This is a genomic window from Oryzobacter telluris (genome assembly GCF_043099285.1).
Lineage (GTDB): Bacteria > Actinomycetota > Actinomycetes > Actinomycetales > Dermatophilaceae > Oryzobacter > Oryzobacter telluris.
Genome location: NZ_CP170723.1, coordinates 2,509,117 through 2,531,041, shown reverse-complemented (window position 1 = coordinate 2,531,041; position 21,925 = coordinate 2,509,117). Strand labels below are relative to the sequence as shown.

Here is a 21,925-nt window from a genome sequence, read left to right as displayed (position 1 = left end):
GCCCCAGCGGGTGCGCGGCCCTCGTCGTGCGGACGTCAGGCGTCCGGGCGTCAGTACCGCCCGGCGCCCTCCTCCTGGGCCTCGATGGCGCGGGCGCCTCCCGCCGCGGAGGCCTCGATGGCCTCGTCGGCGTGGCCGTCGTGGTGCGCCGCGGCGAGCTCGGCCGGGGTGACCGGGTTGACCGCGTCGGCGAAGTAGAACCGCGACAGGGCGGCCCGCACGCGGTCGGAGCGACCGGCACGGCGCGAGACGCCGTTGTCGTCGACGTCGGCCTCGATCTCGTACGGTGCGACGGCGTCGTGCTGGACGAGGATCCAGTGCGCGGGCGTGAGCTCGGTGTCGTGCCGCTCAAAGTACTTGCCGTCGGGCGTGCGGATGATCGTGCCGGTCTCGCGTCCGTGCAGGACGGTGTCGCGGTCGGCGCGCTGCAGGCTCAGGCAGATCCGCTTGGTCACCCAGAACACCAGCGGCGGCAGGACGAACAGGCCGATCCGGAAGAAGTGGGTGATGTCGTTGATCGACATGCCCAGCTTGATCGCCATGATGTCGTTGCCCGCGGCGAACATGAACACCGTGTAGGCGGTGATGCCCGCCATGCCGATGCCCGTGCGCACGGGGGCGTTGCGCGGCCGGTCGAGCAGGTGGTGCTCGCGGTCGTCCTTGGTGACGAAGCGCTCGACGAACGGGTAGGCGCCGAGGACCATGTAGACGAGCGGCAGCAGGACGAGCGCACCGAGCGCGATGTTCGGGGAGAACGTGTAGCCGAAGGCCGAGATCTCGAGCCAGCCCGGCAGCAGGCGGAGCGCGCCGTCGGCGAAGCCCATGTACCAGTCGGGCTGCGAGCCCGCGGTGACCGGCGACGGGTCGTACGGCCCGTAGCCCCAGATCGGGTTGATCTGCACCAGCGCCGAGATGAGGGCGATGACACCGAAGACGATGAAGAAGAAGCCACCGGCCTTGGCGGCGTACACCGGCATCACGGGGAAGCCGACGACGTTCTCGTTGGTGCGGCCCGGGCCGGGGAACTGGGTGTGTTTCTGCACGAAGACCAGCCCGATGTGGGCGGTGAACAGCCCGACGAGGATCGCCGGCAGCAGCAGGATGTGCGCGCTGTAGAGCCGGGGGATGATCATCTCGCCGGGGAACGGGCCGCCGAAGATGCCGTACACGAGGTAGGACCCGATGACCGGCGAGGTCTGGACGAAGCCGGCCATGGCCCGGATCCCGGTGCCCGACAGCAGGTCGTCGGGGAGGGAGTAGCCGGCGAAGCCCTCGATGATCGCGAGCAGCGCCAGGACGGTGCCGATGACCCAGTTGATCTCGCGCGGCTTGCGGAACGCGCCGGTGAAGAACACGCGGAACATGTGCACGGTCAGCGCGACGATGAAGAGCAGGGCCGCCCAGTGGTGGATCTGGCGGATGATGAGCCCGCCCTTGATGTCGAAGCTGATGTCGAGCGTCGACGCGTAGGCCTGCGACATCTCCACACCGCGCAGCGGCACGTACGAGCCGTCGTAGACCGTGTGCCCGGCGCTGGGGATGAACCAGAAGGTGAGGAAGGCCCCGGTCAGCAGGCAGATGATCATCGAGTACATCGCGATCTCGCCGAGCATGAACGACCAGTGGTCGGGGAAGACCTTCTTCATCAGGTAGCCGACCGGCTTCGCGACGCCCGTGCGGTCGTCGACCCAGCCGGCGACCCCGCCGACGGTGCGGGCGGCGGCCGACGGCGGTGCCTCGGCGGGGGTGTCGCCGTCGCGCAGCGCGTCGGCGGGACGGGCGGTCGAGGTGCTCATCAGCCACGCTCCCAGAAGCTCGGGCCGACCGCTTCACGGAACGGCTGTGCGGAGACGAGGTAGCCCTCGTCGTCGACGGTGATCTTCAACTGTGGCAGAGGACGCTTGGCCGGGCCGAAGATCACCTTGCAGTCCTGCGTCACGTCGAAGGTCGACTGGTGGCAGGGGCACAGGAGGTGGTGCGTCTGCTGCTCGTAGAGACCCACGGGGCAGCCGACGTGGGTGCAGATCTTGGAGTAGGCGACGATGCCCTGGTAGCCCCAGTCCTTCTCCTTCTGCGACTGGATCTTCTCCTCCTCCAGGCGCATGAGGAGGACCGCGGCCTTCGCCTTCTCCTCGAGCACGCCGTGCTCGAGGTCGAGCAGGCCCTCGGGGAGCACGTGGACGACGGAGCCGATGGTGATGTCCGAGGCCTTGATCGGCTCGTTCTCGGGGTCCTTCATCAGCCGCATGGACTTGAAGGTGGGCTCCTCGCCGGGGCCGCTGGGGCCGCCGTTCCAGAACGTGAGCGACAGGCTCTTCTGGGGGAGCTTGCCCATGCTGCCGCCGACCTGGAGCAGGAGCGGGACCGCGAACAGGCCGAGCGCGCCACCGAGCGTGTACTTGATGAGGGGGCGACGGGTGATCTGCGAGGACTCACCACCGCCCTTGAGCTCGGACACGACCCGGGCGCGGGACTCGTCGCTCGCGCGCATCGGGTGGCGGTCCTCGACGACCTCCTCGTCGGGCATGAGCGTCTTGGCCCAGTGCACGGCGCCCAGGCCGATGCCGAGCATGCCGAGCGCGAGGGTGAGGCCGAGCGAGAGGTGCGACGCGTTCATCATCCCGATGCCGGGGACGAACACGGTCTGGTCGATGTCGACGAGGAAGTAGAAGACGACGAACAGCACCGTGGCGATGATCGACAGCGAGAACAGCGCGGCGACCTGCTTCTCGGCGCGCGCCGCGGCCTCCTCGGTGAGGTCGGCCATGCGCGGGACGTGCGTCGGCAGACCGGGGTTCGTGAACCGCTCGGGGATGCCGCCCCCTCCCACGTGGTGACCGTCGTCGAGGCGCACGGCCGTGCCGTGACCGGAGGAGGGAGTGACCTCGCGTCCGGCGGTGGTGGGGTCCTGCTCGTTCATCGGGGTACCGATCTTCTCGTCGAGGTGCGGTGGGGACGTCGTGGGTCGGCTAGGCCGACTTCGACCCGAGCCAGACGGCGCAGGCGATGAGCAGGCCCAGGCCGAAGACCCAGGCGAACAGGCCCTCCGAGACGGGGCCGAGTGACCCGAGCGCGAGGCCGCCCTGGCTGGGCTCCTCGTCGATGGTCGTGAGGAAGGCGATGATGTCGCGCTTGTTCTCCGGGGAGACGTTGGCGTCGTTGAACACCGGCATGTTCTGCGGGCCGGTGACCATGGCCTCGTAGATGTGCTTGCCGGTGACGTCGTTGAGGGCGGGGGCGTACTTGCCGCGGGTGAGCGCGCCACCGGCGCCGGCGAAGTTGTGGCACATGGCGCAGTTGACGCGGAACAGCTCGCCACCGCGGGCGGGGTCACCCTTGGTGGGGTCGACGGCCTCCTCGCTGGGGACCTCGGGACCGGGGGAGAGCGAGGCGATGTAGGCACCGACGGAGGCGATCTCCTCGGGCGAGTACTTGACCTCGTCCTGGCGGGGCGCCTGGACACCGGGGACGGTCATCGGCATGCGGCCGGTGCCCATCTGGAAGTCGACCGCCGCGGCACCGACACCGGCCAGCGACGGACCGGCGACCTTGTCGTCGTTGCCGGTCTGGCGACCCTCGGCGTTCAGGCCGTGGCACGAGGCGCAGTTCGCCCGGAACAGGGCCTTGCCCTCCTCGACCGACTGGGCCGGAAGGGCCTTCGTCGTGGCGTCAGCAGGCTTGGGCGCGACCGCGGCGTACGCGGCACCCGTGAGGAACAGGCCCAGCATGAGGAGGATGGCGATCGCTGCCGGGTGTCGGCGGCGGGCGGCCAGTGCGTTCACGGTCTGTTCCTGTCGTCGGCGTCGGGTCGGGGGGAGTCGGGGGAACCTGGGGTCACTTCAGGACGTAGATCATGATGAACAGGGCGATCCAGACCACGTCGACGAAGTGCCAGTAGTACGAGGTGACCACCGCACCCGTGGCCTGGGTGTGCGAGTAGCGCCGCGTGGTGAAGGTGCGCCCGATGATCAGCAGGAAGGCGATGAGGCCTCCGGTGACGTGCAGGCCGTGGAAGCCGGTGGCGAGGTAGAAGACCGAGCCGTACGGGTCGGAGGAGAGCGTGACGTTCTCGGCGACGAGGTGGGCGTACTCGTAGACCTGGCCGGCGATGAAGATCGCCCCGAAGAAGTAGGTGAGGACGTACCACTCGCGCATGCCCCACGCGGTGACCTTGGTCAGGGGGCTGCCGGCCGGTCGGGCCACGACACCCTTCTCGGCCTGGAGGACGCCGAGCTGGCACCAGACGGAGGAGATGACGAGCACCGTGGTGTTCGCCAGGGCGAACGGGACGTTGAGCTGGCCGGTGCGCTCGTCCCACAGCACCGGCTCGTGGCCGCGGATCGTGAAGTAGAACGCGAACAGCGCCGCGAAGAACATCAGCTCGCTGGACAGCCACACCATCGTGCCCACTGCGACCATGTTCGGGCGGGTCGCCGGCCCCTGACCGGGGATCGACGGGACGGGCCCCGTGGGCCGGGTCTGGGGAGCAGTCGAAGTCGCCACGGAGAGCATTATTGCCGCATCTGGGAAGACGTGCTGCGGTGACCCCCCGAAAGCCTCGACATCGGTCGTGGAATGGACCGTCGGGACGGCGTCGGAGCGCTGTGGGGGCCACCGGTACGATGCCGACATGACCTCTTCGCACGCCACCGGGACCCCGGCACAGGCCTCGAGCACGCAGGACGTCCACCGCGTGTCGGTGCTGCTCTACAGCGACGACATCACCGTGCGCGACGCGGTCCGCGCGGCCGCCGGTCGTCGCCCCGCGCGCGACGTCGAGGTCGTCTCCTGGCTCGAGTGCGCGACCGCCAAGGCGGTCATCGAGGCGATGGACGCCGGCGGCCACGACGTCGTCGTCCTCGACGGCGAGGCCACGCCCGTCGGTGGGCTCGGCCTGTGCCGCCAGCTGAAGAACGAGATCTTCCGCTGCCCGCCCGTGCTCGTCCTCACCGGCCGGCCCCAGGACGCCTGGCTCGCGGGCTGGTCGCTCGCCGACGAGGTCGTCCCGCACCCCCTCGACCCGATCGCCGTCTCCGAGGCCATCGCGCGCCTCGCGCGGTCGCGGGTCGCGACCGCCGGCTGACCGTGACGGCCCCCGTGCCGGTCACCCCCACGTGGCCGGACCTGCTCGCCGCCCTCCTGCGCGGTGAGCACCTCTCCGCCGACGACGCCCGCTGGGCGATGGACCAGGTGATGAGCGGCGCGGCCTCGCCCGTGCAGCTGGCCGGCTTCCTCGTCGCCCTGCGCGCCAAGGGCGAGACCGTCGACGAGCTGCGCGGCCTGGCCGACATGATGCTGGCGCACGCGCACCGCATCGAGGTCGACGGACCGAGCACCGACATCGTCGGCACCGGCGGTGACCGGATGCACTCGGTCAACATCTCGACGATGGCCTCGGTCGTCGTCGCCTCCACCGGGCTGCGGGTCGTCAAGCACGGCAACCGCGCGGCGTCCTCCTCCTCGGGGTCCGCCGACGTCCTCGAGGCGCTGGGCGTCGACCTGACGCTGGCTCCCGAGCAGGTGGCCGAGGTCGCCCGCCGGGCGGGGATCACCTTCTGCTTCGCGGCGGCCTTCCATCCCTCGATGCGGCACGCGGCCGCGGCCCGTGCCGGTCTCGGGGTGGGGACAGCCTTCAACGCCCTCGGCCCGCTGACCAACCCCGGCCAGCCGACCTACACGGCGGTCGGGGTGGCCGACGCCCGCCTCGCCCCCCTGCTGGCGGGGGTCTTCGCCGGCCGCGGCCGGCCGGCGGCGGTGTTCCGCGGCGACGACGGGCTCGACGAGCTCACGCTCGCCACGACCTCCACGGTGTGGTGGGTCCGCGACGGCTCGGTCACCGAGCTCGTGCTCGACCCGGCCGACCTGGGGCTCGAGCGGTCTCCGGTCGAGGCGCTGCGGGGCGGGGACGCCGAGCACAACGCGCAGGTCGCGCGCGACACGTTCGGTGGGGCGCTCGGTCCGGTCCGTGACGCCGTCGTCCTCAACGCCGGGATGGCGCTGGCCGTCGCCGCCTGGGACGAGTCGGTCCCCGTCACCCGCGAGGGGCTGGCCGTGGCGGTGCGCTCGGGCATCGACCGCGCCGAGGCGGCCATCGACTCCGGGGCCGCGACCGCGCTGCTCGAGCGCTGGGTCGAGGTCACCCGCTCCTTCACCGCCTGAGGCCTCCGCGGCCGCGTGGGGTCAGCCCTCGAGGCCGAGGCTGAAGGCCGCCTCGAGGTCGTGCGAGGAGTAGGTGCGGAACGCGATGTGCGTGTTGGTGCCCGTGACGCCGGTGACCTTGTTGAGCTTGTCGGCGATGGTGTCGGCGAGGTCCTCGTGCCGGCGGACGCGGACCATGGCGATGAGGTCGGCGTCGCCCGCGACCGAGTACACCTCGGTGACCCCCTCGAGGTCGGCGATCTCCTGGGCGACCTCGGGGATGCGGTCGACGTCGGCGGTGATGAGGACGATGGCGGTGATCACCGGCTCAGCGTAGCCACGGTGCGCCGCGGGTGGTTCCGCCACCTCGCGCGCGGCGTCACGGACACCGGGGCGGCAGGGGGGGTGCTGCGCGCGTGGCCGGGCGGCACGTCGCGGGTCAGCGCACGCCGGCGAAGCCCGCGACCTCGCGCCGTGCGGTCTCCAGCGGCTCGAGCTCGGCACGCACCGCGGCGGCTCCACCGACCGGGCAGGTCCACGCGCCGTCGACCTCGACGACGCGCACCCCGGGCGTCTCGAGCCAGCGCAGGATCTTCTCGCTCTCCTCGGGGGTCGCGGCGGGCATGGGCGGAGCGGAGGCGGCGACGACCTCGGCGCTGGCGCGCAGGGCCTCGATGTAGGGCATCGGGTCGGCGCCGCGCGGGGCGGTGGTGGAGCCGGCGAGGCGGCCGTGGCGCACGCAGACGACCTCCCAGCCGCCGAGCATCGAGCGCCGGGCGGCGACGAGCTCGACGATGCGGGCGAGGGGGTCGAGGCGCTGCGCGCGCGTGGTACCGCGCACGAGGGCGACGAGCCGCTCGCGGACCACCTGCGCGTCCTCGAAGCGTTCGGCCGCCGACAGCTCGGCCATCCGGGTGCGCAGGGCGTCGAGGAGGTCGCGGGTGTCGCCGGCGAGGAGCTCGACGGCGCGGTCGACGACCTCGGCGTACTCGTCGAGCGACTGGGCGCCGGTGCAGGGCGCACCGCACTTGCCCATCTCGGCGAGCACGCACGCCGAGCGCAGCTTGGTGGGGGAGAGCCGCTCGAGGCACTGCCGCAGGGGCAGGACCTCGTGCACGGCGGCGACCGCGGCCTCGGCGGAGGTGCGCGAGCCGAAGGGACCGGCGTACCGGGCGCCGTCGTCGGCGACGGTGCGCACGACCGACAGGCGGGGGAACGGCTCGACGGTGAGCTTGACCCACAGGGCCTTCTCGGGGTGGCGCGAGCGCCGGTTGTAGCGCGGCTTGTGCTGGGCGATGAGCCGCAGCTCGCGGACCTCGGCCTCGAGCGTGGTGGCGCAGACGATGGGGCTGACCGACTCGGCGAGCCGCACCATCTCGCCCATCCGCTTGCGGTGCTCGGAGGCCGTGAAGTAGGACCGCACCCGGGTGCGGATGGCGACCGAGGTGCCGACGTACAGGACCCGGCCCTGGCCGTCCTTGAACAGGTACACCCCGGGGGCGTCGGGGAGCCCGTCGGCGAGGTGGCGCTTGCGGCGGCGGGCGGGGGTGACCCGGGAGGTGTAGTCGAGCAGCTCCTCGAGGGAGTGGACGCCGAGCGAGCCGACCCGCTCGAGCAGCCCGTGGAGGACGTCGACGGTGGCCCGCGCATCGTGCAGGGCCCGGTGGTCGGGGGTGGTGGTGGCGTGGAACAGGCGGGCGAGGGAGGCCAGGCGGTGGTTGGGCGCCTCGTCCTTGCGGACCAGCTGCCGCGCGAGGTGCACGGTGTCGAGGACGGGGAAGCCCGGCCACTCGTGCTCGGTGCGGCGGGCGGCGGCCTTGAGGAAGGAGACGTCGAAGCCGGCGTTGTGGGCGACGAGCACCGCGCCGGTGGCGAACTCGAGGAAGGCGGGCAGGGCGGCCTCGATGCGCGGGGCGCCCGCAACCATCGAGTCGGTGATGCCCGTGAGCACGGAGATGAACGCCGGGACGGGGGAGCCGGGGTTGACGAGGGTCTGGAACTCGCCGACGACCTCGCCGCCGCGCACCTTGACGGCGCCGATCTCGGTGATGCCGCACTCGGCCGGGCTGCCGCCGGTGGTCTCGAGGTCGACGACGACGAACGTGACCGTGGACAGCGCGGTGCCCAGGTCGTCGAACGTGCCCTGGACCATCGCCATGCCGTGACCGTAGGTGGCGCCACCGACAGCCCCCGTGAGGCGCGCTGGCCCGGGCTGGAGCGGGCGGCGGGCGGGCGGGGAGCGCTCCCCGGCCGACCCGGCCCGCGGTGGGGGTGGTCGCGGTTAGGGTTGGGCTCGCGTCCGGCGAGGGGCCGGCGCGGGGTGGACCGAGGGGACGCACGGCGTGGCAGCTGGATCGGGGAGGCGGGGGCATCGCCGGGTGGCGAGCCTCATGGCCGTCGTGCTCGTGGCCTCGGGCCTGGGGTACGTGGCCGTGGCCAGCGAGGGCAGCACCGTCCACGAGGCGCGGCTCAACGACGCCGGCGTGTGGGTCAGCTCGGCCGCGCAGGCGAAGTTCGCCAAGGCCAACGTCCCGATCGGCCAGCTCGACACCGGCGTCGCGAGCGGCGCCTCAGCCGGCGACGGCCTCGACGTCCTCCAGGACGGCGCCGCCGTCCTCGGCCTCACCCCCGGGACGGGTGAGCTCGTCCCCATCGACGTCGCCACGTCGATGGCCGGCAACCCGCTCACGAGCGTCCCGCCCTCGAAGGTGGTCCCCGGCCGGTTCGCCCCGGCACTCGTCGACCTGCGCGGCGGAACCCTGGCCGTCCTCGACCCCGCCAGCGGCAAGATCTGGGCGCAGCGCGTCGACAGCCGCACCGGCATCGAGAACGCCCCCGGCATCGCCACGGGCGCCAAGCCCGTGGCGACCATCGGGAAGAACGGTGCGCTGGCCGTGGGCACCGACGGGGTGGTCCACGCCGTCTCCGGCGCCGACGGCAGGGCCACCTCCGTCGCGCCCACCCAGACCGGCTTCGGCAAGCCCGTGGCGGTGCCCACGAAACTGCGCTCCGCCGCCCCCGACATCACCGCCGTCGGCCGCCGCTGGGTCGCCTACGACGCAGTCACCGACCTCGTCTTCACCGCCGACGACCCCGACGGCCAGGACGCCCAGGTCGTCACGCCCGGTGGCTCCGCGCTCGCCGCGCTCCAGCAGCCCGGCCCGGACGCCGACACGGTCGTCGTCGAGGGCGTCGAGGCCGCGGTGCAGGTCCCGCTCGACGGCGGGACCTCGCCCGGAGGGGTCCGCATCGGCGACCAGGTCGACCGCGTGCCCGGCGCCGTCCTCATCGCCCGGCCGGTCGTCCTCGGCGGCTGCGTCCACGCCGCGTGGGCCGAGGAGGGCCGGGTCTTCTACGGCGCCAACTGCGGCCGCACCGACGACGCGCTCACCGCCACCCTGCCCACCACCGGTGACGCCCCCACCCGCGACGGCGTCGCCCTGCGCGTCAACCGCGGCCTCGTCGTCCTCAACGACCTCGACAACGGCGGCGTCTGGGACCTCGACGACAAGCCCCAGAAGATCGACAACTGGGACGCGCTCACCCCGCCGACCAAGCAGGACGACGACAACGACAAGAAGGACGAGAACCTCCTCAACGAGGCCACCCTCCAGCAGCCGCCCACGGCCATGGCCGACCAGGAGGGCGTGCGCCCCGGGCGCACGAGCAAGCTCCACGTCCTCGACAACGACACCGACGTCGCCGGCTCGGTGCTCTCCATCGACAGCAAGGACGTCTCGCGCCCCTCCCTCGAGGGCGTCGCGGCCACCGTGTCGGCCGACGGCCAGTCGATCGACGTCTCGGTCCCCGAGGGCAGCGAGGGGCGGTCCTTCGACTTCACCTACAAGGTCAACAACGGCAAGGTCGTCTCGAAGGAGGCCGCCAAGGTCACCGTGCGCATCGTGTCCGACGACGTCAACGGCCCCCCACGGCTGCGGCCCGGAGCGTCGCTCGCCAAGGCCGCCTACCCGGTCATCGCGGGCAAGCGCCTCTCGGTGCCGGTGCTCGCCGACTGGCGCGACCCCGAGAACGACGTGCTCGCCGCGCGCGCCGACGTCGAGGGCGGCGTCGTCGACGGCCAGGGCCGGGTCACCCTCGTGGCCCCCACCAAGGCCGGCCGCCAGCCCATCCCGTACCTCGTCACCGACGGGCGGGGCGGCACCACCAAGGGTGCCGTCGAGGCCCAGGTCGTCGCCGTCTCCGGCGAAAGCACGCTCCTCCCGCCGCGCACCCAGCCCGACGCGGTCCGCGGCGTCGTCGGCAAGCCGCTGCAGGTCGAGCCGCTCGGCAACGACGTCGCCGGCGCCGACCCCAGCGAGCCCGACGCCGTCCTGCGGCTGCGCTCGGCCGTGCGACCCGTGGGCCCGCTCCAGGTCGACACCGACCTGTCCACGGGGCAGGTCACGGTCACGAGCAGCGCGCCCGGCACGTACGAGCTCTCCTACTCCGCCGTCACCGGCGGTGGCGTCGCCCCGGGCCGCATCCGAGTCGACGTCGTGGCCCCGCCCGAGGGCGCGCCGCCGGTCTCGGTGCCCGACACCGCGACGCTCCACGACCAGGTCCCCGTGATGGTCGACGTCCTCGCCAACGACTACAGCCCCCGCGGCGACGTGCTCGTCACGGCGGAGGTCAAGGCCACCGGCACCGACGCGTGGCTCCAGCCCTCGATCTACCAGGGGCGCTGGGTGCGCATCGAGGCGCGCGAGCCCGCACCGCTGGAGGCCGGGGCCGAGGGCCGGCGCGGCGTCATCCGGTACACCGTCAGCGACGGCACGCAGCGCACCACGGGCGAGGTGGCCGTCCTCCAGCAGGCGGCCATCGAGGACCCCGTGCCGCTCGTCCAGGACGACACCGCCACCGTCCGCGAGGGCGACACCGTCTCGATCCCCGTCCTCGACAACGACACGATGGCCGACGGCATCCCCCTCGTCCTCGACCCCGCCAGCGTCAAGGTCGTCAGCAAGGGCGACGCCCAGCGGGCCTACGCGTCGGGCAACGTCATCCGCTACGTGCCGGAGGCACGTGGGCTGCGCGCGGAGAAGTTCGTCACGCTCGAGTACGCGGCCTACGGCGACGGGATGAAGGAGCGCGCCCAGAGCGCCCGCGTGCGCGTGGCCGTCACCCCGTTGCCGTCGACCCAGCGGGTCAACCAGGCGCCGGTCGCGCGCAGCTTCACCGCCACGGTCACGGCCGGCGACCCCATCACGATGACCGTGCCGACCTTCGGCGTCGACCCGGACGGCGACAGCGTCACCGTGACCGGCGTCGTGGGCGCCGACGGCGGGCCGGTCGACCTCACGCTGGGCCGCGTCGTCGCCATCGGGCCGTCCACGATCCGCTACGAGTCGTTCCCCCTCGCCGCCGGCACCGAGGTCATCACCTACGAGGTGCGCGACCGGTTCGGGGCCACGAGCCGCGCGTTCGTGCGGGTCGGGGTCGTCCAGCCGGGTGACCCCCAGCCCCCGGTGGCCGTCCCCGACGAGGTGTTCGCCGCGCCGGGCAAGACCGTCACCGTCAAGCCGCTGACCAACGACCTCATCGCCCGCGGTGACGTCGTCGAGCTCGAGGTCCTGCCCGGCGACGACCCCGCGATGCTGCGGCAGTGGACGGTCGACGACGACCACACGATGACGACCAAGGTCCCCGACGTCGGTGGCACCACCCTGCACCAGCTCGTCTACAGCATCTCCGACGGCCTGTTCGACCCCTCGCGCGCCACCGTGCTCGTGCGTCCCGTGGCGGGGTACGTCAACCCGCCGGTGGCCAACGACGACGTCGCGGCGCCCAGGGCGGGGGAGACCACCGCCCTGGTCGACGTGCTCGCCAACGACACCGACGTCGACTCCGACCCCGCCACGCTGAAGATCGTCGAGGTGCTCGCGCCGGGCGCCCGGGTCGAGGAGGGCCGCGTCCGCGTGCCGGTCCTCGACCACCCGTACTCGGTGCCCTACGTCATCCAGGACGAGGACGGCGCGCGCGCCATGGCCCTGGTCCACGTGCCCACGGGCGCCAACGGCCAGCCCTTCGTCGTGGCGGGCACGGTCATCACGATGGGCAAGGACTCGACCCAGACGGTGGCCCTCAACGACCACGTGCGGTCGCCCCGTGGTCGCGTCGTGTCCGTCACCACCGAGAAGACGCTGAGCGCCTCGCCGGCCGAGAACCTCGAGGTCGCCCTCGACGACAACCGCACCCTCACCCTCACCTCCTCCGGGGGGTACGTCGGACCCGCCGCGGTGATGCTCGAGGTCACCGACCAGGACGCCGTCGACCAGAAGGACTTCGGCACCGCCTACGTGTCGATCCCCGTGCAGGTCGGCCCCAGGGTGCCGCTGCTGCGCTGCCCGGACGGCGCCGTCAACGTCATCGCCGGTGGGCTCGACCGCGTCATCGACATCCCCACGTTCTGCCACGCCTGGTTCCCGGTCGGCACCACGCTCGAGGACGTCCCGTTCGAGACCAGCTGGGCCACCGAGGCCGACGCCTCTCTCGCCGTCGACGGCGTGGGCAACCGCCGCCTCACCCTCCACGCCGACGACTCCGCGCGGACCTCGCTGGGGCGCCTCACGGTGACGTCCGAGGGGATGCCGACGCCGGCCGCCATCGCGGTGCAGGTCATCGGCAAGGACGCCGCGGGCCTGGCCCTGGCGGGCCAGCAGGGCGCCGACAGCCCGGTGCCGCCGCCGCGCCTGCGCCCGATCTCGGTCACGGGTCTCAAGGAGGGCGAGACGCGCACCGTCGACGTCGCGTCCTACCTCGACTCCCCGCTCGCCGACCCCGCGTGCAGCATCACCGCGGCCCGCGTCGAGAAGGGCACGGGGCTCACGGCGACGTCCTCGGGCTGCCGCCTCACCCTCACCGTCGGCACGCAGCCCAGCCCCACGGCGTCCGTGGCGATCAGCGTCTCCGACGCCCCGGGGCGCACCGCCGCGGGTCGCGTGGCGGTGACCATGCTCGGACGCCCCGGCGAGCCGCGCCAGGTGTCCGCGGTGGCCGACCGCGACGCCGGTGGGCAGGCCCGCGTGTCGTGGCTCCCGCCGACCTACGATGGCGGCCTCCCGGTGTCGGAGTACACGCTGCGCGCCACGGTGGGCAGCGCGAAGCCCACGGTGTGCCGTGCCTCGCCCTGCACCGTCACCGGCCTGACCAACGGCGAGGACTACGCCTTCACGGTCACCGCCCGCAACGGCATCGGTGAGGGCAACCCCAGCGCGCAGAGCAACACCGTCCGGCCCGACACGCTGCCGCGCCAGGTCACGGGCGTGCGCATGGTCGACCGCGGTGACGGCACGCTGACCATCGCGTGGGACGCGCCGCAGAACGAGGGGAGTGCCCTGCGCAAGTACGTGGTCCGGCTCATCTCGTCCTCCGGTTCGACGAAGACGCAGGAGGTCACGGCTCCGACCCGCCAGACCTCCGTCGGTGGCCTGGACAACATGGCCGAGCAGTCGGTGCAGGTGCAGGCGTGGAACGAGCTCGGCGCCGGTCCGTTCGGACCCGCCGTGACGATGCAGTCGGCCGGCACGCCGCCCGCCCTTCCCGCGCCGGGCATCGCGGCGAGCGGCCCGGGACCGGCCGCCGACTCGGCCACCCTCACCCTCAGCTGGGAGCAGGGCTCGCCGAACGGGCCGCCCACGACGAAGTACTCGGTGTACCAGTCGGTCGACGGCGGTGGGTGGACGCTCGTGCGCGACACCGCTCCTGACGTCCGCTCGACCACGGTCGTCATCCCGTACGACGGTCGCACCTACCGGTACACGGTCACGCTGACCAACGGCGCCGGCCTCGAGGGGCCCAAGGCCAACGCGTCCAGCTTCACCTCGGTCGGTCAGCCGTCGACCCCCACGGTGAGTGCCGCGACCCCCAACGACAACCAGCGCATCCAGCTGACCGTGGGGGTGGGCCAGCCGCGCGCCGGGTCCTTCACCGCCATCCGCTGGCAGGGCGGCGGCCAGAGCGGCACGCACCAGTGCGGGTGTGCGCCGGGGTCGCAGGTCGTCTTCCCCATCGGCCCGTTCGACACGAGCCCCACCAAGGCCTACACGATCACCGTGTGGACCGTGAACTCCGGTGGCAGCGCGTCGAACCGGGTGTCCGACACCGCGACTCCCTATGGTCCGGCGCTGCAGCCCACCGGGCTGAGCAGCACCCGCAGCGGAAACCGGATCACCTGGTCGTGGAACCTGCCCACCAACGGGCGCCCGATCCAGCAGGTGCAGGTACGCGGTGCCGTCGACCAGACCTTCGGCTCGGCCCGGACCCAGGTCAGCTTCGACGGGCAGGACGGGGGCACCTACCGGCTGGAGGTCCGCGCCTTCGCGGGCGGGACCTGGTCGACCTGGGCCGGCCCCGACAGCCAGTCGATCCCCAACCCACCGGCCAGCATCAGCGGCATCTCCAAGGGCGGGTACGACTCGGCCAGCTGCGGCAACTGCCGCATCGTCAACTGGCGGGCGAACAACGTCCCGGCGGGCAACTACACCCTGGTGTGCACCTACAACCACCGCGCGACACCGTGGTTCACCACGAGCGTGCGCGTCAACGGCGACGGCACGCACAGCGGCGGGTACTGCTCCATCGACCCGAACCTGGCCAACGAGATCAAGCTCGACCTCAACCCGGGCAGCGCCACCTCGGGCTGGGTCAACTGGTGATGGCGGTCCGGCACAGCCAGATCCGCTGTGCCGCACCACCACCCCGTCAGGAGCGCGTGGCCGTGACGAGCAGGTACTCCCACTCCATGACGCCGTCGCCCGGCCCCTGCGTCAGCGCGTCGTCGCCCAGCTCGGCGAGGGCGGTGTCGAGGGCGGCGACCCGTTCCGCGTCCTCCGCGATGGAACGGTAGGTCGCGATGGTGGGGCCGTAGTTGGCCTTGAAGTAGTCGCGGAAGGCGGCGCCGTCGGCGAAGCAGCCCACGGCCACGGTGGCCGTCGTCGCGACGAGGTCGTCGACCCGGTCGCCGAGCAGGGCGCGCACGTGGCCCTCGTCGCCCCACAGCGGCGGCGGCTGGGCGCCCTCCGGCGGCGGCGGCGCGTACGGCCGCATCACACCGAACATCGCGCCGATGAAGCCCGTCGGCGTCCAGCTGACGAGCCCGAGGCGGCCGCCGGGCCGCAGGACCCGGACGAGCTCGTCCGCCGCGGGCTGGTGGAACGGCGCGAACATCACGCCGACGCAGGAGGTGACGACGTCGAACTCCGCGTCGTCGTGGGGGAGCGCCTCGGCGTCCGCCTCCTCCCAGGTGAGGTCGAGCCCGGCCCGCCTCGCCAGCTGCTCGCCCACCACGAGCAGCTCGGGCGTCAGGTCCGACGCCGTGACGTCGGCCCCCGTGGCCGCGGCGGGCAGGGCGACGGTCCCGGAGCCCGCGGCGACGTCGAGGACGCGGTCGTCGGGCCCGATGCCGGTGGCGTGGACGAGGACCGGGCCGAGCGGCGCCACGATGTCGGTGGCCACGGCGGGGTAGTCGCCCAGGGCCCACATGGCCCGGTGCCGGCGCTTGACCTCAGGGGCGCCGCCGAGGCGGACGCCGTCGTCGGTGGTGCTGGTCGTGCTGGTCGTGCTGGTCATGCGGTGCTCCTCGGTGCGTTCGTGCCGCTGTCTGCGGCCCGTCCACGGTCGCCCGGGCCGGCCCGCGCTCTCCAGTGCCGGATCTGTACCGCGACCGGTTCACGATCTGTACTGGCGCCGGCCGGGCCGACGGGTGTGCACTGGCTCCTCAGGGGCGCCCGTCGCGCCCTGCAGGAGGTGGCGTGCCGATGTCGTCGTACGGACAGTTCTGCCCGGTGGCCAAGGCCATGGAGGTGCTCGACGAGCGGTGGACGCTGCTCGTCATCCGTGAGCTGCTCCTGGGGAGCCGGCACTTCAACGAGCTGCGCCGGGGGAACCCGAAGATGTCGCCGGCGCTGCTGTCGAAGCGGCTGCGACGGCTCGAGCGCGCCGGGGTGGTCCGCCGCGTCCTCGACGGCGGGCGCACGTCGTACGAGCTGACGCCCTCGGGACTCGAGCTGCGACCCCTCGTCGACGCGCTCGGGGCGTGGGGCGCGCGCTGGGTGGGTGAGCTGGGGGAGGAGGACCTCGACCCGCACCTGCTCATGTGGGACGTCAAGCGCACCATCCCCGTGGCGTCGTGGCCGCGGGAGCGCACGGTGGTCGCGATCCGGTTCGACGACGTGGCGACACCGGTGTCGCGGTGGTGGGTGTGCGTGGCCGGCGACGACGTCGACATCTGCGACGCCGACCCCGGCTTCGAGGTGGTGGCGACGGTCGACACGTCGCTGCGGACCCTGACGCGGGTGTGGCGTGGCGACGTGGACTGGGCGCAGGCGCAGCGGTCCGGGAAGCTGCGGGTGGAGGCGCCGCGGGAGGTCGCCCGCGAGGTCCCCGGGTGGATGGGCCAGTCCCTGCTGGCGACGGTGCCCCGACCCGCCTGAGGCCGCCCCACCGGTGGGGTGTCGGTGGTCGTCCCTAGCGTGGTCACCAGTCCACCGGGAAAGGGGTGACCACGAATGTCAGGCCACATCAGCACGATGACCGTCGAGTGCCGCACGTGCCCCGTGCGCGAGCTGCACTGCGGCGACTGCATGGTGCCCGTCCTGCTCGAGCTCACGGCGCCCTCGCGGCGCACCGACACCGCGCTCGACCCCGAGGAGCGCGCCGCCGTCACGCGGCTCGTCCACGCCGGGCTCGTCGACGTCGAGGAGGCCGCCCGCGCACGGGTCCGGCTCGACCTCGGTGCTGCGGTTCCGGCGTCCGAGGGAGGCCGCGCCGTCGGCTGACCCCGGGGCCGGTTCCTACGATGGGCCGGTGCCCCGACCGTCGATGCCGTCCCGACCCGACCGCCGGGGCGTGCTCGGTATCGCGCTGGGGCTCGTGGGGGGTGCCGCACTCGCGGCCTGCACGGGCGGGGAGGGGGTCGAGCCCACGACGGCGCCGACGGGGGAGCCGTCCTCCCCCGAGGTGCAGCCAGCTCCGGAGGACCTCCAGGAGGTCACCGCCCTGCTCACGGCGCGCGCCGGTGCACTCGTCGCCGGGGACGACGGGGCCTTCGCCGCCACCGTGTCGCGCGGCGACGCCGCGGCGCAGGACCGCCAGCTCACGACGTTCCGTGCGGCCCGCGACCTGCGGGTGTCACGCCTGGCGGTCGAGGACGTCCAGCTCGACCGCGACCCCACGGCCCTGCCGGGCGAGCCCGCGTCGCTCGCCTCTGCGGTGCTGCGCTACCGGGTCGACGACCTCGACCGTGGCGACCGCACTGCTGCCGTGTCGGTCCGGGTCGTGCGGGCCGAGGGCCGGTGGTTCGTCGCCTCGGAGCAGCCCTCGGGGCCCGGCTCCACGGCACCCTGGCTCGCGCTTCCGGGACTGCAGGTCCGCCGCACCGAGCACGCCGTGGTGGCGGGGACCGTGGCCGTCGAGCGGCTCGCCGAGTACGCCCGCATCGCGGGTCGTGCCCTCCCGGTGCTGCGCCGCGACTGGGCCCGCACCCCGGAGCGGGTGCTCGTCCTCGCCCCGGCGATCTCGCAGGAGGCCGACGTGCTCCTCGGCCGTGACGGGGGTGCCTCGGCGCAGGTCGGGGCCACGACGGAGGGCCCGACCGACGGTGCCGGCCGCGCCACGGGCGACCGCGTCGTCCTCGACCCCGCGGCCTTCTCGAGCCTGACCCCCGCGGGGCGCGACGTCGTCCTCACCCACGAGCTCGTCCACGTGGCCGTGCGCGCCACCGTGCCGGGCCGGACCGCCGCCTGGCTCGCCGAGGGCTACGCCGACCACGTCGGCTACCAGCGGGCCGACGTGCCCGTGGAGCAGCTCCTCGCCCCGCTGCTCGACGAGGTCAGGGCCGGGCGCGAGCCCACCGACCTCCCTCGGCTCGACACCCTCCAGCCCGCCTCCGGGTCGATCGAGGTGCCCTACCTCGCCGGGTGGCAGGCGGTGGAGGTCCTCGTGGCGCGCTACGGCGAGTCGGCCGTGCGGCGCCTGGTCCGGGAAGGCTCGTCCACCGGCACCGACGCCGATGCCGAGGCGGCCACCGACCGCGCGCTCGTCAGCGTCCTCGGGACCAGCCGGGCCGCCCTCGTGCGGCAGTGGCGCGCCCACCTCGACGACCTCGCCCGCCGCTGACCCTTTCCGCGGAGGAGGCGTCGGCGGCGAGGGAGGCGATGACGAGGGCGGCGACGAGCCAGAACTGGTTGTAGAACGCCTGCTTGTTCACGAGGTTCACCACGGCCAGCACGAGAGCCAGCCAGCGCAGCAGCTCGCCCAGCTCGGGGGTGCGGCGCCAGACCGCCCAGGCAGCGACGGCGACCGTACCGAGCATCGCCACCCCGGTGACCGCGAACGGCAGCTCGACCCCGTGCTCGTTGAGCGCGTAGAGGTACCAGGTGTTGGCGAACCTGATGGGGTGGAAGGTGAGCAGGGTGGTCACGGTGTCGTCGAGGAAGGCCGCGGCGTCGGCGAGGACCCACGGCAGGACCAGTACCCCGGCCAGGCCGCCGGCCGCCAGCGTCCGCTGCCACCCGAACGGGCGCCAGACCAGCAGCACCGGGGCGAGCAGGGCCAGGTGCTGCTTGCTCGCGCAGGCCAGCGCCAGCGGCACGACGGCCCACCACGCGTGGCCGCGGCGGACGAGGACGGCCCACCACACGAGCAGCGCGGCGAGCACCGGCTCGGTCCACGCCTGGTCGACCTGGGTCAGGGTTCCCGGCGCGAGGACGAGCACGGCGACGACGGCGGCCGCGCGCTCCACCTGCCCGCGCGCCAGCGCCCACAGCCCGGCGAACAGGACGAGCGACCAGAGGAGGATCGCCCACCTCACGTCGCCCGCGACCCATCGCCCGGGCGCGGTGAGCACGCCCATCCACGGCAGGTAGGTGAAGTGGTCCTTGACGCCGGGGGAGCCGGTCCACACCTGCGTGTAGAAGCTCTCGCCGCGGGCCAGGGCGTCGGCACCCTGCTGGAGGATGACCCAGACGTCGATGCGCGGCGCGCGGTCGCCGAGGATCGTCACCACCGACAGCACGACGTGGGTGACCACCGCGGCGGCGAACGCGCCCAGCTGGGCGCGCCGCGAGGTCAGCGCCAGCAGCGCGGCGCAGGCCCCACCGCCCACCGTGAGGACGGCGAGGGCGGCGGTCAGCCACCCGCCGCGCAGGTAGGAGAACAGCGGCACGGTCAGCGTGATGACGGTCGAGCCGACGACGAGCACCGGGGCCAGCCAGCGGGGGAGCGGCACCGACACCCAACCCCAGAGCCACCACGCCAGCAGCGCCGTGACGACGGTCAGCGTGACGACGATCGGCACACGGAACCGCACCACCGACCACTGGATGACGCCGAACCACGCGAGCCACCCGACCGCCAGGACGACGGCCGCGACGGGCAAGGAGGAACGACGCGACGAACCGCGTTCAGCCACAGCCGAGCCCGCACCGAGCCCGCCGGATCCCGCTGCCGCGGAACCCGGCTCGCGGCGGTCAGCCACCGTAGAGGGCGTCGACCTCGTCGCCGAAGTCGCGCATGACGACGTTCCGCTTGAGCTTCAGCGACGGCGTGAGGTGGCCGGAGTCCTCGGTGAAGTCGGTGTCGAGGATGGCGAACTTGCGGATCGACTCGGCCTTGGAGACAGCGGTGTTCGCGTCGTCGACGGCCTTCTGGATCTCGGCGAGCACCCGCTCGTCGGTGCGCGCGGCGGCCAGCGGCACGCCGTCGAGGCCGTGGTTGGCCGACCACGCCGGGTACATCTCCTCGTCGAGGGTGACGAGCGCGGCGATGAAGGGCTTGCCGTCGCCGACGACGATGCACTGCGACACGAGCGGGTGGGCGCGCAGCCGGTCCTCGAGCACGGCCGGGGCGACGTTCTTGCCGCCGGCCGTCACGAGGATCTCCTTCTTGCGCCCGGTGATCCGCAGGAACCCCTCGGCGTCGACGTCGCCGATGTCGCCGGTGTGGAACCAGTCGCCGCGCACCGCCTCGGCCGTGGCGGCCTCGTTGCCGTGGTAGCCACGGAAGATGTTGACGCCCTGGATGAGGATCTCGCCGTCGTCGGCGATGCGCACCGAGACGCCGGGCAGCGGCAGCCCGACCGTGCCGATCTTCATCGCGGTGGGGAGGTTCACCGTGGCCGGGGCGGTGGTCTCGGTGAGGCCGTAGCCCTCGAGGATCGTCACGCCGATGCCGCGGAAGAAGTGCCCCAGCCGGGTGCCGAGGGGCGCGCCGCCGGACACGGCGTACTGGACCTTGCCGCCCATCGCGTCGCGGAGCTTGGCGTAGACGAGCTTGTCGAACACCCCGTGGCGCAGGCGCAGCCCCAGCGGCACGGCACCGGCGTCCTTGGCCTCCGACCAGGCGATCGCCGTGGCGGCGGCGCCCGCGAAGATCTTGCCCTTGCCCCCCGCTTCGGCCTTGGCCTCGGCGGAGTTGTAGACCTTCTCGAACACCCGCGGCACCGCGAGGATGAAGGTGGGCTGGAACGCGGAGAAGTCGTCGAGCAGGTTCTTGATGTCGGACGAGTGCCCCATCCGCACCCCACCCGTCACCGCGAGCACCTCGATGAACCGGGCGAAGACGTGCGCCAGCGGGAGGAACAGCAGCGTGGAGGCGCCGCCCGCCTTGATGACCTCGGGCAGCTTCTCGGCGGTGTTCTCGGCCAGGGTGAGGAAGTTGCCGTGGGTGAGCTGGGCGCCCTTGGGGCGGCCGGTGGTGCCGGACGTGTAGATGACCGTGGCGAGCGAGGTGCGGTCGAGGCCCTCGCGCCGGGCGGTGAGGTCGGCGTCGTCGACGTCGGCGCCGTCGAGCCGCAGGCTGGACAGGTCGCCGGCGTCGATGCTCCACACCTCGCGCAGGTCGGGCACGCGGTCGCGCACGGAGTCGACGGCGGCCTGGTGGCCGGACGTCTCGACGACGACCCCCACGGCACCGGAGTCGGCGAGGATCCACTGGACCTGCTCGGCCGAGGAGGTCTCGTAGATCGGCACGGGCACGGCGCCGGCGGACCACAGGGCGAAGTCGGTGACGGTCCACTCGTAGCGGGTGCGGCTCATGATGCCGACGACCTCGCCGGGGCCGATGCCCGCGGCGATGAACCCCTTGGCCAGCTCGGCCACCTCGGTGGCGAAGGTGCGGGCCGTGACGTCGGCCCAGCCCTTGCCCTCACGCACCGAGAACGTCACGCGGTCGGGTTCGGCGTCGGCCCAGCGGGAGGGGAGGTCGGCCAGGCTGCCCTTCGTCGTGGCGGGCAGCACCAGAGGTGTGAAGTTCTCGGGCACGGAAGGGCCCCTCTTTCGCGTCGGGGTCGGCGGTGACACCCCAACTCTATGACCCGTGGGTACGGGTACCCTCCCTGCCATGGCCGACCGCACGCAGTCCTCCGTCGAGATCGCCGCCGAACCCGGCGCCGTCCTCGACGTCATCGCCGACTTCGAGCGGTACCCGGAGTGGGCCGAGCAGGTGCAGCGGTGCACCGTCCTCACCGAGGACGGCGACGGCTGGGCCGACCAGGTCGAGTTCGCCCTCGACGCCGGCGCGATCAAGGACACCTACGTCCTGGAGTACGACTGGGACGTCGACGCCGACGGCGTCGGCACGGTCAGCTGGAGCCTCGTGCGCGCCACCCTCCTCAAGGGCCTCACCGGCAGCTACGCCCTCGCCCGCACGTCCGGCGGCACCAAGGTCACCTACGACCTCGAGGTCGACCTCACGATGCCGATGATCGGCATGCTCAAGCGCAAGGCCGAGAAGCACATCATCAACACGGCCCTGTCCGAGCTCAAGAAGCGCGTCGAGGCCTGAGCCCGAC

16 protein-coding genes are annotated in these 21,925 nt (G+C 73.0%); 7 read left to right on the top strand and 9 right to left on the bottom strand.

Annotated elements, in window-relative coordinates; translation table 11 throughout:
* Nucleotides 1–50: 50 nt before the first annotated feature.
* The 4 genes from ACFLFB_RS11660 to ACFLFB_RS11645 are packed head-to-tail and all read right to left on the bottom strand — an operon-like array spanning nucleotide 51 to nucleotide 4,512.
* Entirely contained in the window at nucleotides 51–1,796 is a 1,746-nt protein-coding gene (locus tag ACFLFB_RS11660; RefSeq protein WP_392542345.1) for a cytochrome bc complex cytochrome b subunit, read from the bottom strand.
* Nucleotides 1,796–2,920 (bottom strand): Rieske 2Fe-2S domain-containing protein, encoded by a 1,125-nt coding sequence (locus ACFLFB_RS11655; protein ID WP_392542344.1) that lies wholly within the window; start codon nucleotides 2,918–2,920, stop codon nucleotides 1,796–1,798. The genes ACFLFB_RS11660 and ACFLFB_RS11655 overlap by 1 nt, the downstream gene beginning before the upstream one ends.
* A gap of 49 nt (nucleotides 2,921–2,969) precedes the next feature.
* Complete coding sequence (locus ACFLFB_RS11650; RefSeq protein WP_392542343.1) at nucleotides 2,970–3,782, bottom strand: c-type cytochrome; 813 nt, start codon at nucleotides 3,780–3,782, stop codon at nucleotides 2,970–2,972.
* A 52-nt stretch (nucleotides 3,783–3,834) separates the two neighbouring features.
* Nucleotides 3,835–4,512 carry a heme-copper oxidase subunit III gene (locus ACFLFB_RS11645; protein ID WP_392542342.1) on the bottom strand — a complete coding sequence of 226 codons (678 nt, stop codon included), beginning with the start codon at nucleotides 4,510–4,512 and terminating at the stop codon, nucleotides 3,835–3,837.
* A 118-nt stretch (nucleotides 4,513–4,630) separates the two neighbouring features.
* Here ACFLFB_RS11645 and ACFLFB_RS11640 point away from each other — a divergent pair, with 118 nt between their 5' ends.
* Nucleotides 4,631–5,083: a hypothetical protein gene (locus ACFLFB_RS11640; protein ID WP_392542341.1), complete on the top strand. Its 453-nt coding sequence runs from the start codon at nucleotides 4,631–4,633 to the stop codon at nucleotides 5,081–5,083.
* 14 nt (nucleotides 5,084–5,097) lie between these two features.
* The gene (gene trpD, locus ACFLFB_RS11635; protein ID WP_392542340.1) at nucleotides 5,098–6,159 is read left to right on the top strand and encodes an anthranilate phosphoribosyltransferase; all 1,062 of its coding nucleotides are present in this window, start codon (nucleotides 5,098–5,100) and stop codon (nucleotides 6,157–6,159) included.
* 21 nt (nucleotides 6,160–6,180) lie between these two features.
* Here the strand turns inward: trpD and ACFLFB_RS11630 are convergent, their stop codons facing one another.
* Nucleotides 6,181–6,462 (bottom strand): Lrp/AsnC family transcriptional regulator, encoded by a 282-nt coding sequence (locus ACFLFB_RS11630; RefSeq protein WP_392542339.1) that lies wholly within the window; start codon nucleotides 6,460–6,462, stop codon nucleotides 6,181–6,183.
* A gap of 115 nt (nucleotides 6,463–6,577) precedes the next feature.
* Nucleotides 6,578–8,296 (bottom strand): DEDD exonuclease domain-containing protein, encoded by a 1,719-nt coding sequence (locus ACFLFB_RS11625; protein ID WP_392542338.1) that lies wholly within the window; start codon nucleotides 8,294–8,296, stop codon nucleotides 6,578–6,580.
* Nucleotides 8,297–8,516: 220 nt separating this feature from the next.
* On the opposite strand from ACFLFB_RS11625, the gene ACFLFB_RS11620 reads away from it, so the two are divergent.
* Entirely contained in the window at nucleotides 8,517–14,792 is a 6,276-nt protein-coding gene (locus tag ACFLFB_RS11620; protein WP_392542337.1) for an Ig-like domain-containing protein, read from the top strand.
* Between the two features lie 46 nt (nucleotides 14,793–14,838).
* Here ACFLFB_RS11620 and ACFLFB_RS11615 read toward each other — a convergent pair whose 3' ends face one another.
* Nucleotides 14,839–15,705 carry a class I SAM-dependent methyltransferase gene (locus ACFLFB_RS11615; protein WP_392542336.1) on the bottom strand — a complete coding sequence of 289 codons (867 nt, stop codon included), beginning with the start codon at nucleotides 15,703–15,705 and terminating at the stop codon, nucleotides 14,839–14,841.
* Between the two features lie 188 nt (nucleotides 15,706–15,893).
* Between ACFLFB_RS11615 and ACFLFB_RS11610 the strand changes: the two genes are divergently transcribed.
* The 3 genes from ACFLFB_RS11610 (at nucleotide 15,894) to ACFLFB_RS11600 (ending at nucleotide 18,252) form a co-directional block, all read left to right on the top strand.
* The gene (locus tag ACFLFB_RS11610) at nucleotides 15,894–16,568 is read left to right on the top strand and encodes a winged helix-turn-helix transcriptional regulator (RefSeq protein ID WP_392545414.1); all 675 of its coding nucleotides are present in this window, start codon (nucleotides 15,894–15,896) and stop codon (nucleotides 16,566–16,568) included.
* Nucleotides 16,569–16,643: 75 nt separating this feature from the next.
* Nucleotides 16,644–16,913 (top strand): hypothetical protein, encoded by a 270-nt coding sequence (locus tag ACFLFB_RS11605; RefSeq protein WP_392542335.1) that lies wholly within the window; start codon nucleotides 16,644–16,646, stop codon nucleotides 16,911–16,913.
* A 28-nt stretch (nucleotides 16,914–16,941) separates the two neighbouring features.
* Nucleotides 16,942–18,252: a hypothetical protein gene (locus tag ACFLFB_RS11600; protein WP_392542334.1), complete on the top strand. Its 1,311-nt coding sequence runs from the start codon at nucleotides 16,942–16,944 to the stop codon at nucleotides 18,250–18,252.
* Here ACFLFB_RS11600 and ACFLFB_RS11595 read toward each other — a convergent pair.
* On the bottom strand, nucleotides 18,176–19,513 hold the full coding sequence (locus ACFLFB_RS11595; RefSeq protein WP_392542333.1) for a hypothetical protein: 1,338 nt from the start codon (nucleotides 19,511–19,513) through the stop codon (nucleotides 18,176–18,178). The two genes, ACFLFB_RS11600 and ACFLFB_RS11595, sit on opposite strands and share 77 nt — an antisense overlap.
* A gap of 91 nt (nucleotides 19,514–19,604) precedes the next feature.
* Nucleotides 19,605–21,395, bottom strand: a complete 1,791-nt coding sequence (locus ACFLFB_RS11590; protein ID WP_392542332.1) for an AMP-dependent synthetase/ligase — start codon at nucleotides 21,393–21,395, stop codon at nucleotides 19,605–19,607.
* A 79-nt stretch (nucleotides 21,396–21,474) separates the two neighbouring features.
* On the opposite strand from ACFLFB_RS11590, the gene ACFLFB_RS11585 reads away from it, so the two are divergent.
* On the top strand, nucleotides 21,475–21,918 hold the full coding sequence (locus ACFLFB_RS11585) for an SRPBCC family protein (RefSeq protein WP_392542331.1): 444 nt from the start codon (nucleotides 21,475–21,477) through the stop codon (nucleotides 21,916–21,918).
* Nucleotides 21,919–21,925 lie beyond the last annotated feature (7 nt).

Excerpts from the sequence above, each read along its gene's own strand:
- ACFLFB_RS11660 (WP_392542345.1), bottom strand. The coding sequence starts at position 1,796 with ATGAGCACCTCGACCGCCCGTCCCGCCGACGCGCTGCGCGACGGCGAC.
- ACFLFB_RS11615 (WP_392542336.1), bottom strand. The coding sequence starts at position 15,705 with ATGACCAGCACGACCAGCACGACCAGCACCACCGACGACGGCGTCCGC.
- ACFLFB_RS11625 (WP_392542338.1), bottom strand. The coding sequence starts at position 8,296 with ATGGCGATGGTCCAGGGCACGTTCGACGACCTGGGCACCGCGCTGTCC.
- ACFLFB_RS11585 (WP_392542331.1), top strand. The coding sequence starts at position 21,475 with ATGGCCGACCGCACGCAGTCCTCCGTCGAGATCGCCGCCGAACCCGGC.
- ACFLFB_RS11640 (WP_392542341.1), top strand. The coding sequence starts at position 4,631 with ATGACCTCTTCGCACGCCACCGGGACCCCGGCACAGGCCTCGAGCACG.
- ACFLFB_RS11655 (WP_392542344.1), bottom strand. The coding sequence starts at position 2,920 with ATGAACGAGCAGGACCCCACCACCGCCGGACGCGAGGTCACTCCCTCC.
- ACFLFB_RS11605 (WP_392542335.1), top strand. The coding sequence starts at position 16,644 with ATGTCAGGCCACATCAGCACGATGACCGTCGAGTGCCGCACGTGCCCC.
- ACFLFB_RS11610 (WP_392545414.1), top strand. The coding sequence starts at position 15,894 with ATGTCGTCGTACGGACAGTTCTGCCCGGTGGCCAAGGCCATGGAGGTG.
- ACFLFB_RS11645 (WP_392542342.1), bottom strand. The coding sequence starts at position 4,512 with ATGCTCTCCGTGGCGACTTCGACTGCTCCCCAGACCCGGCCCACGGGG.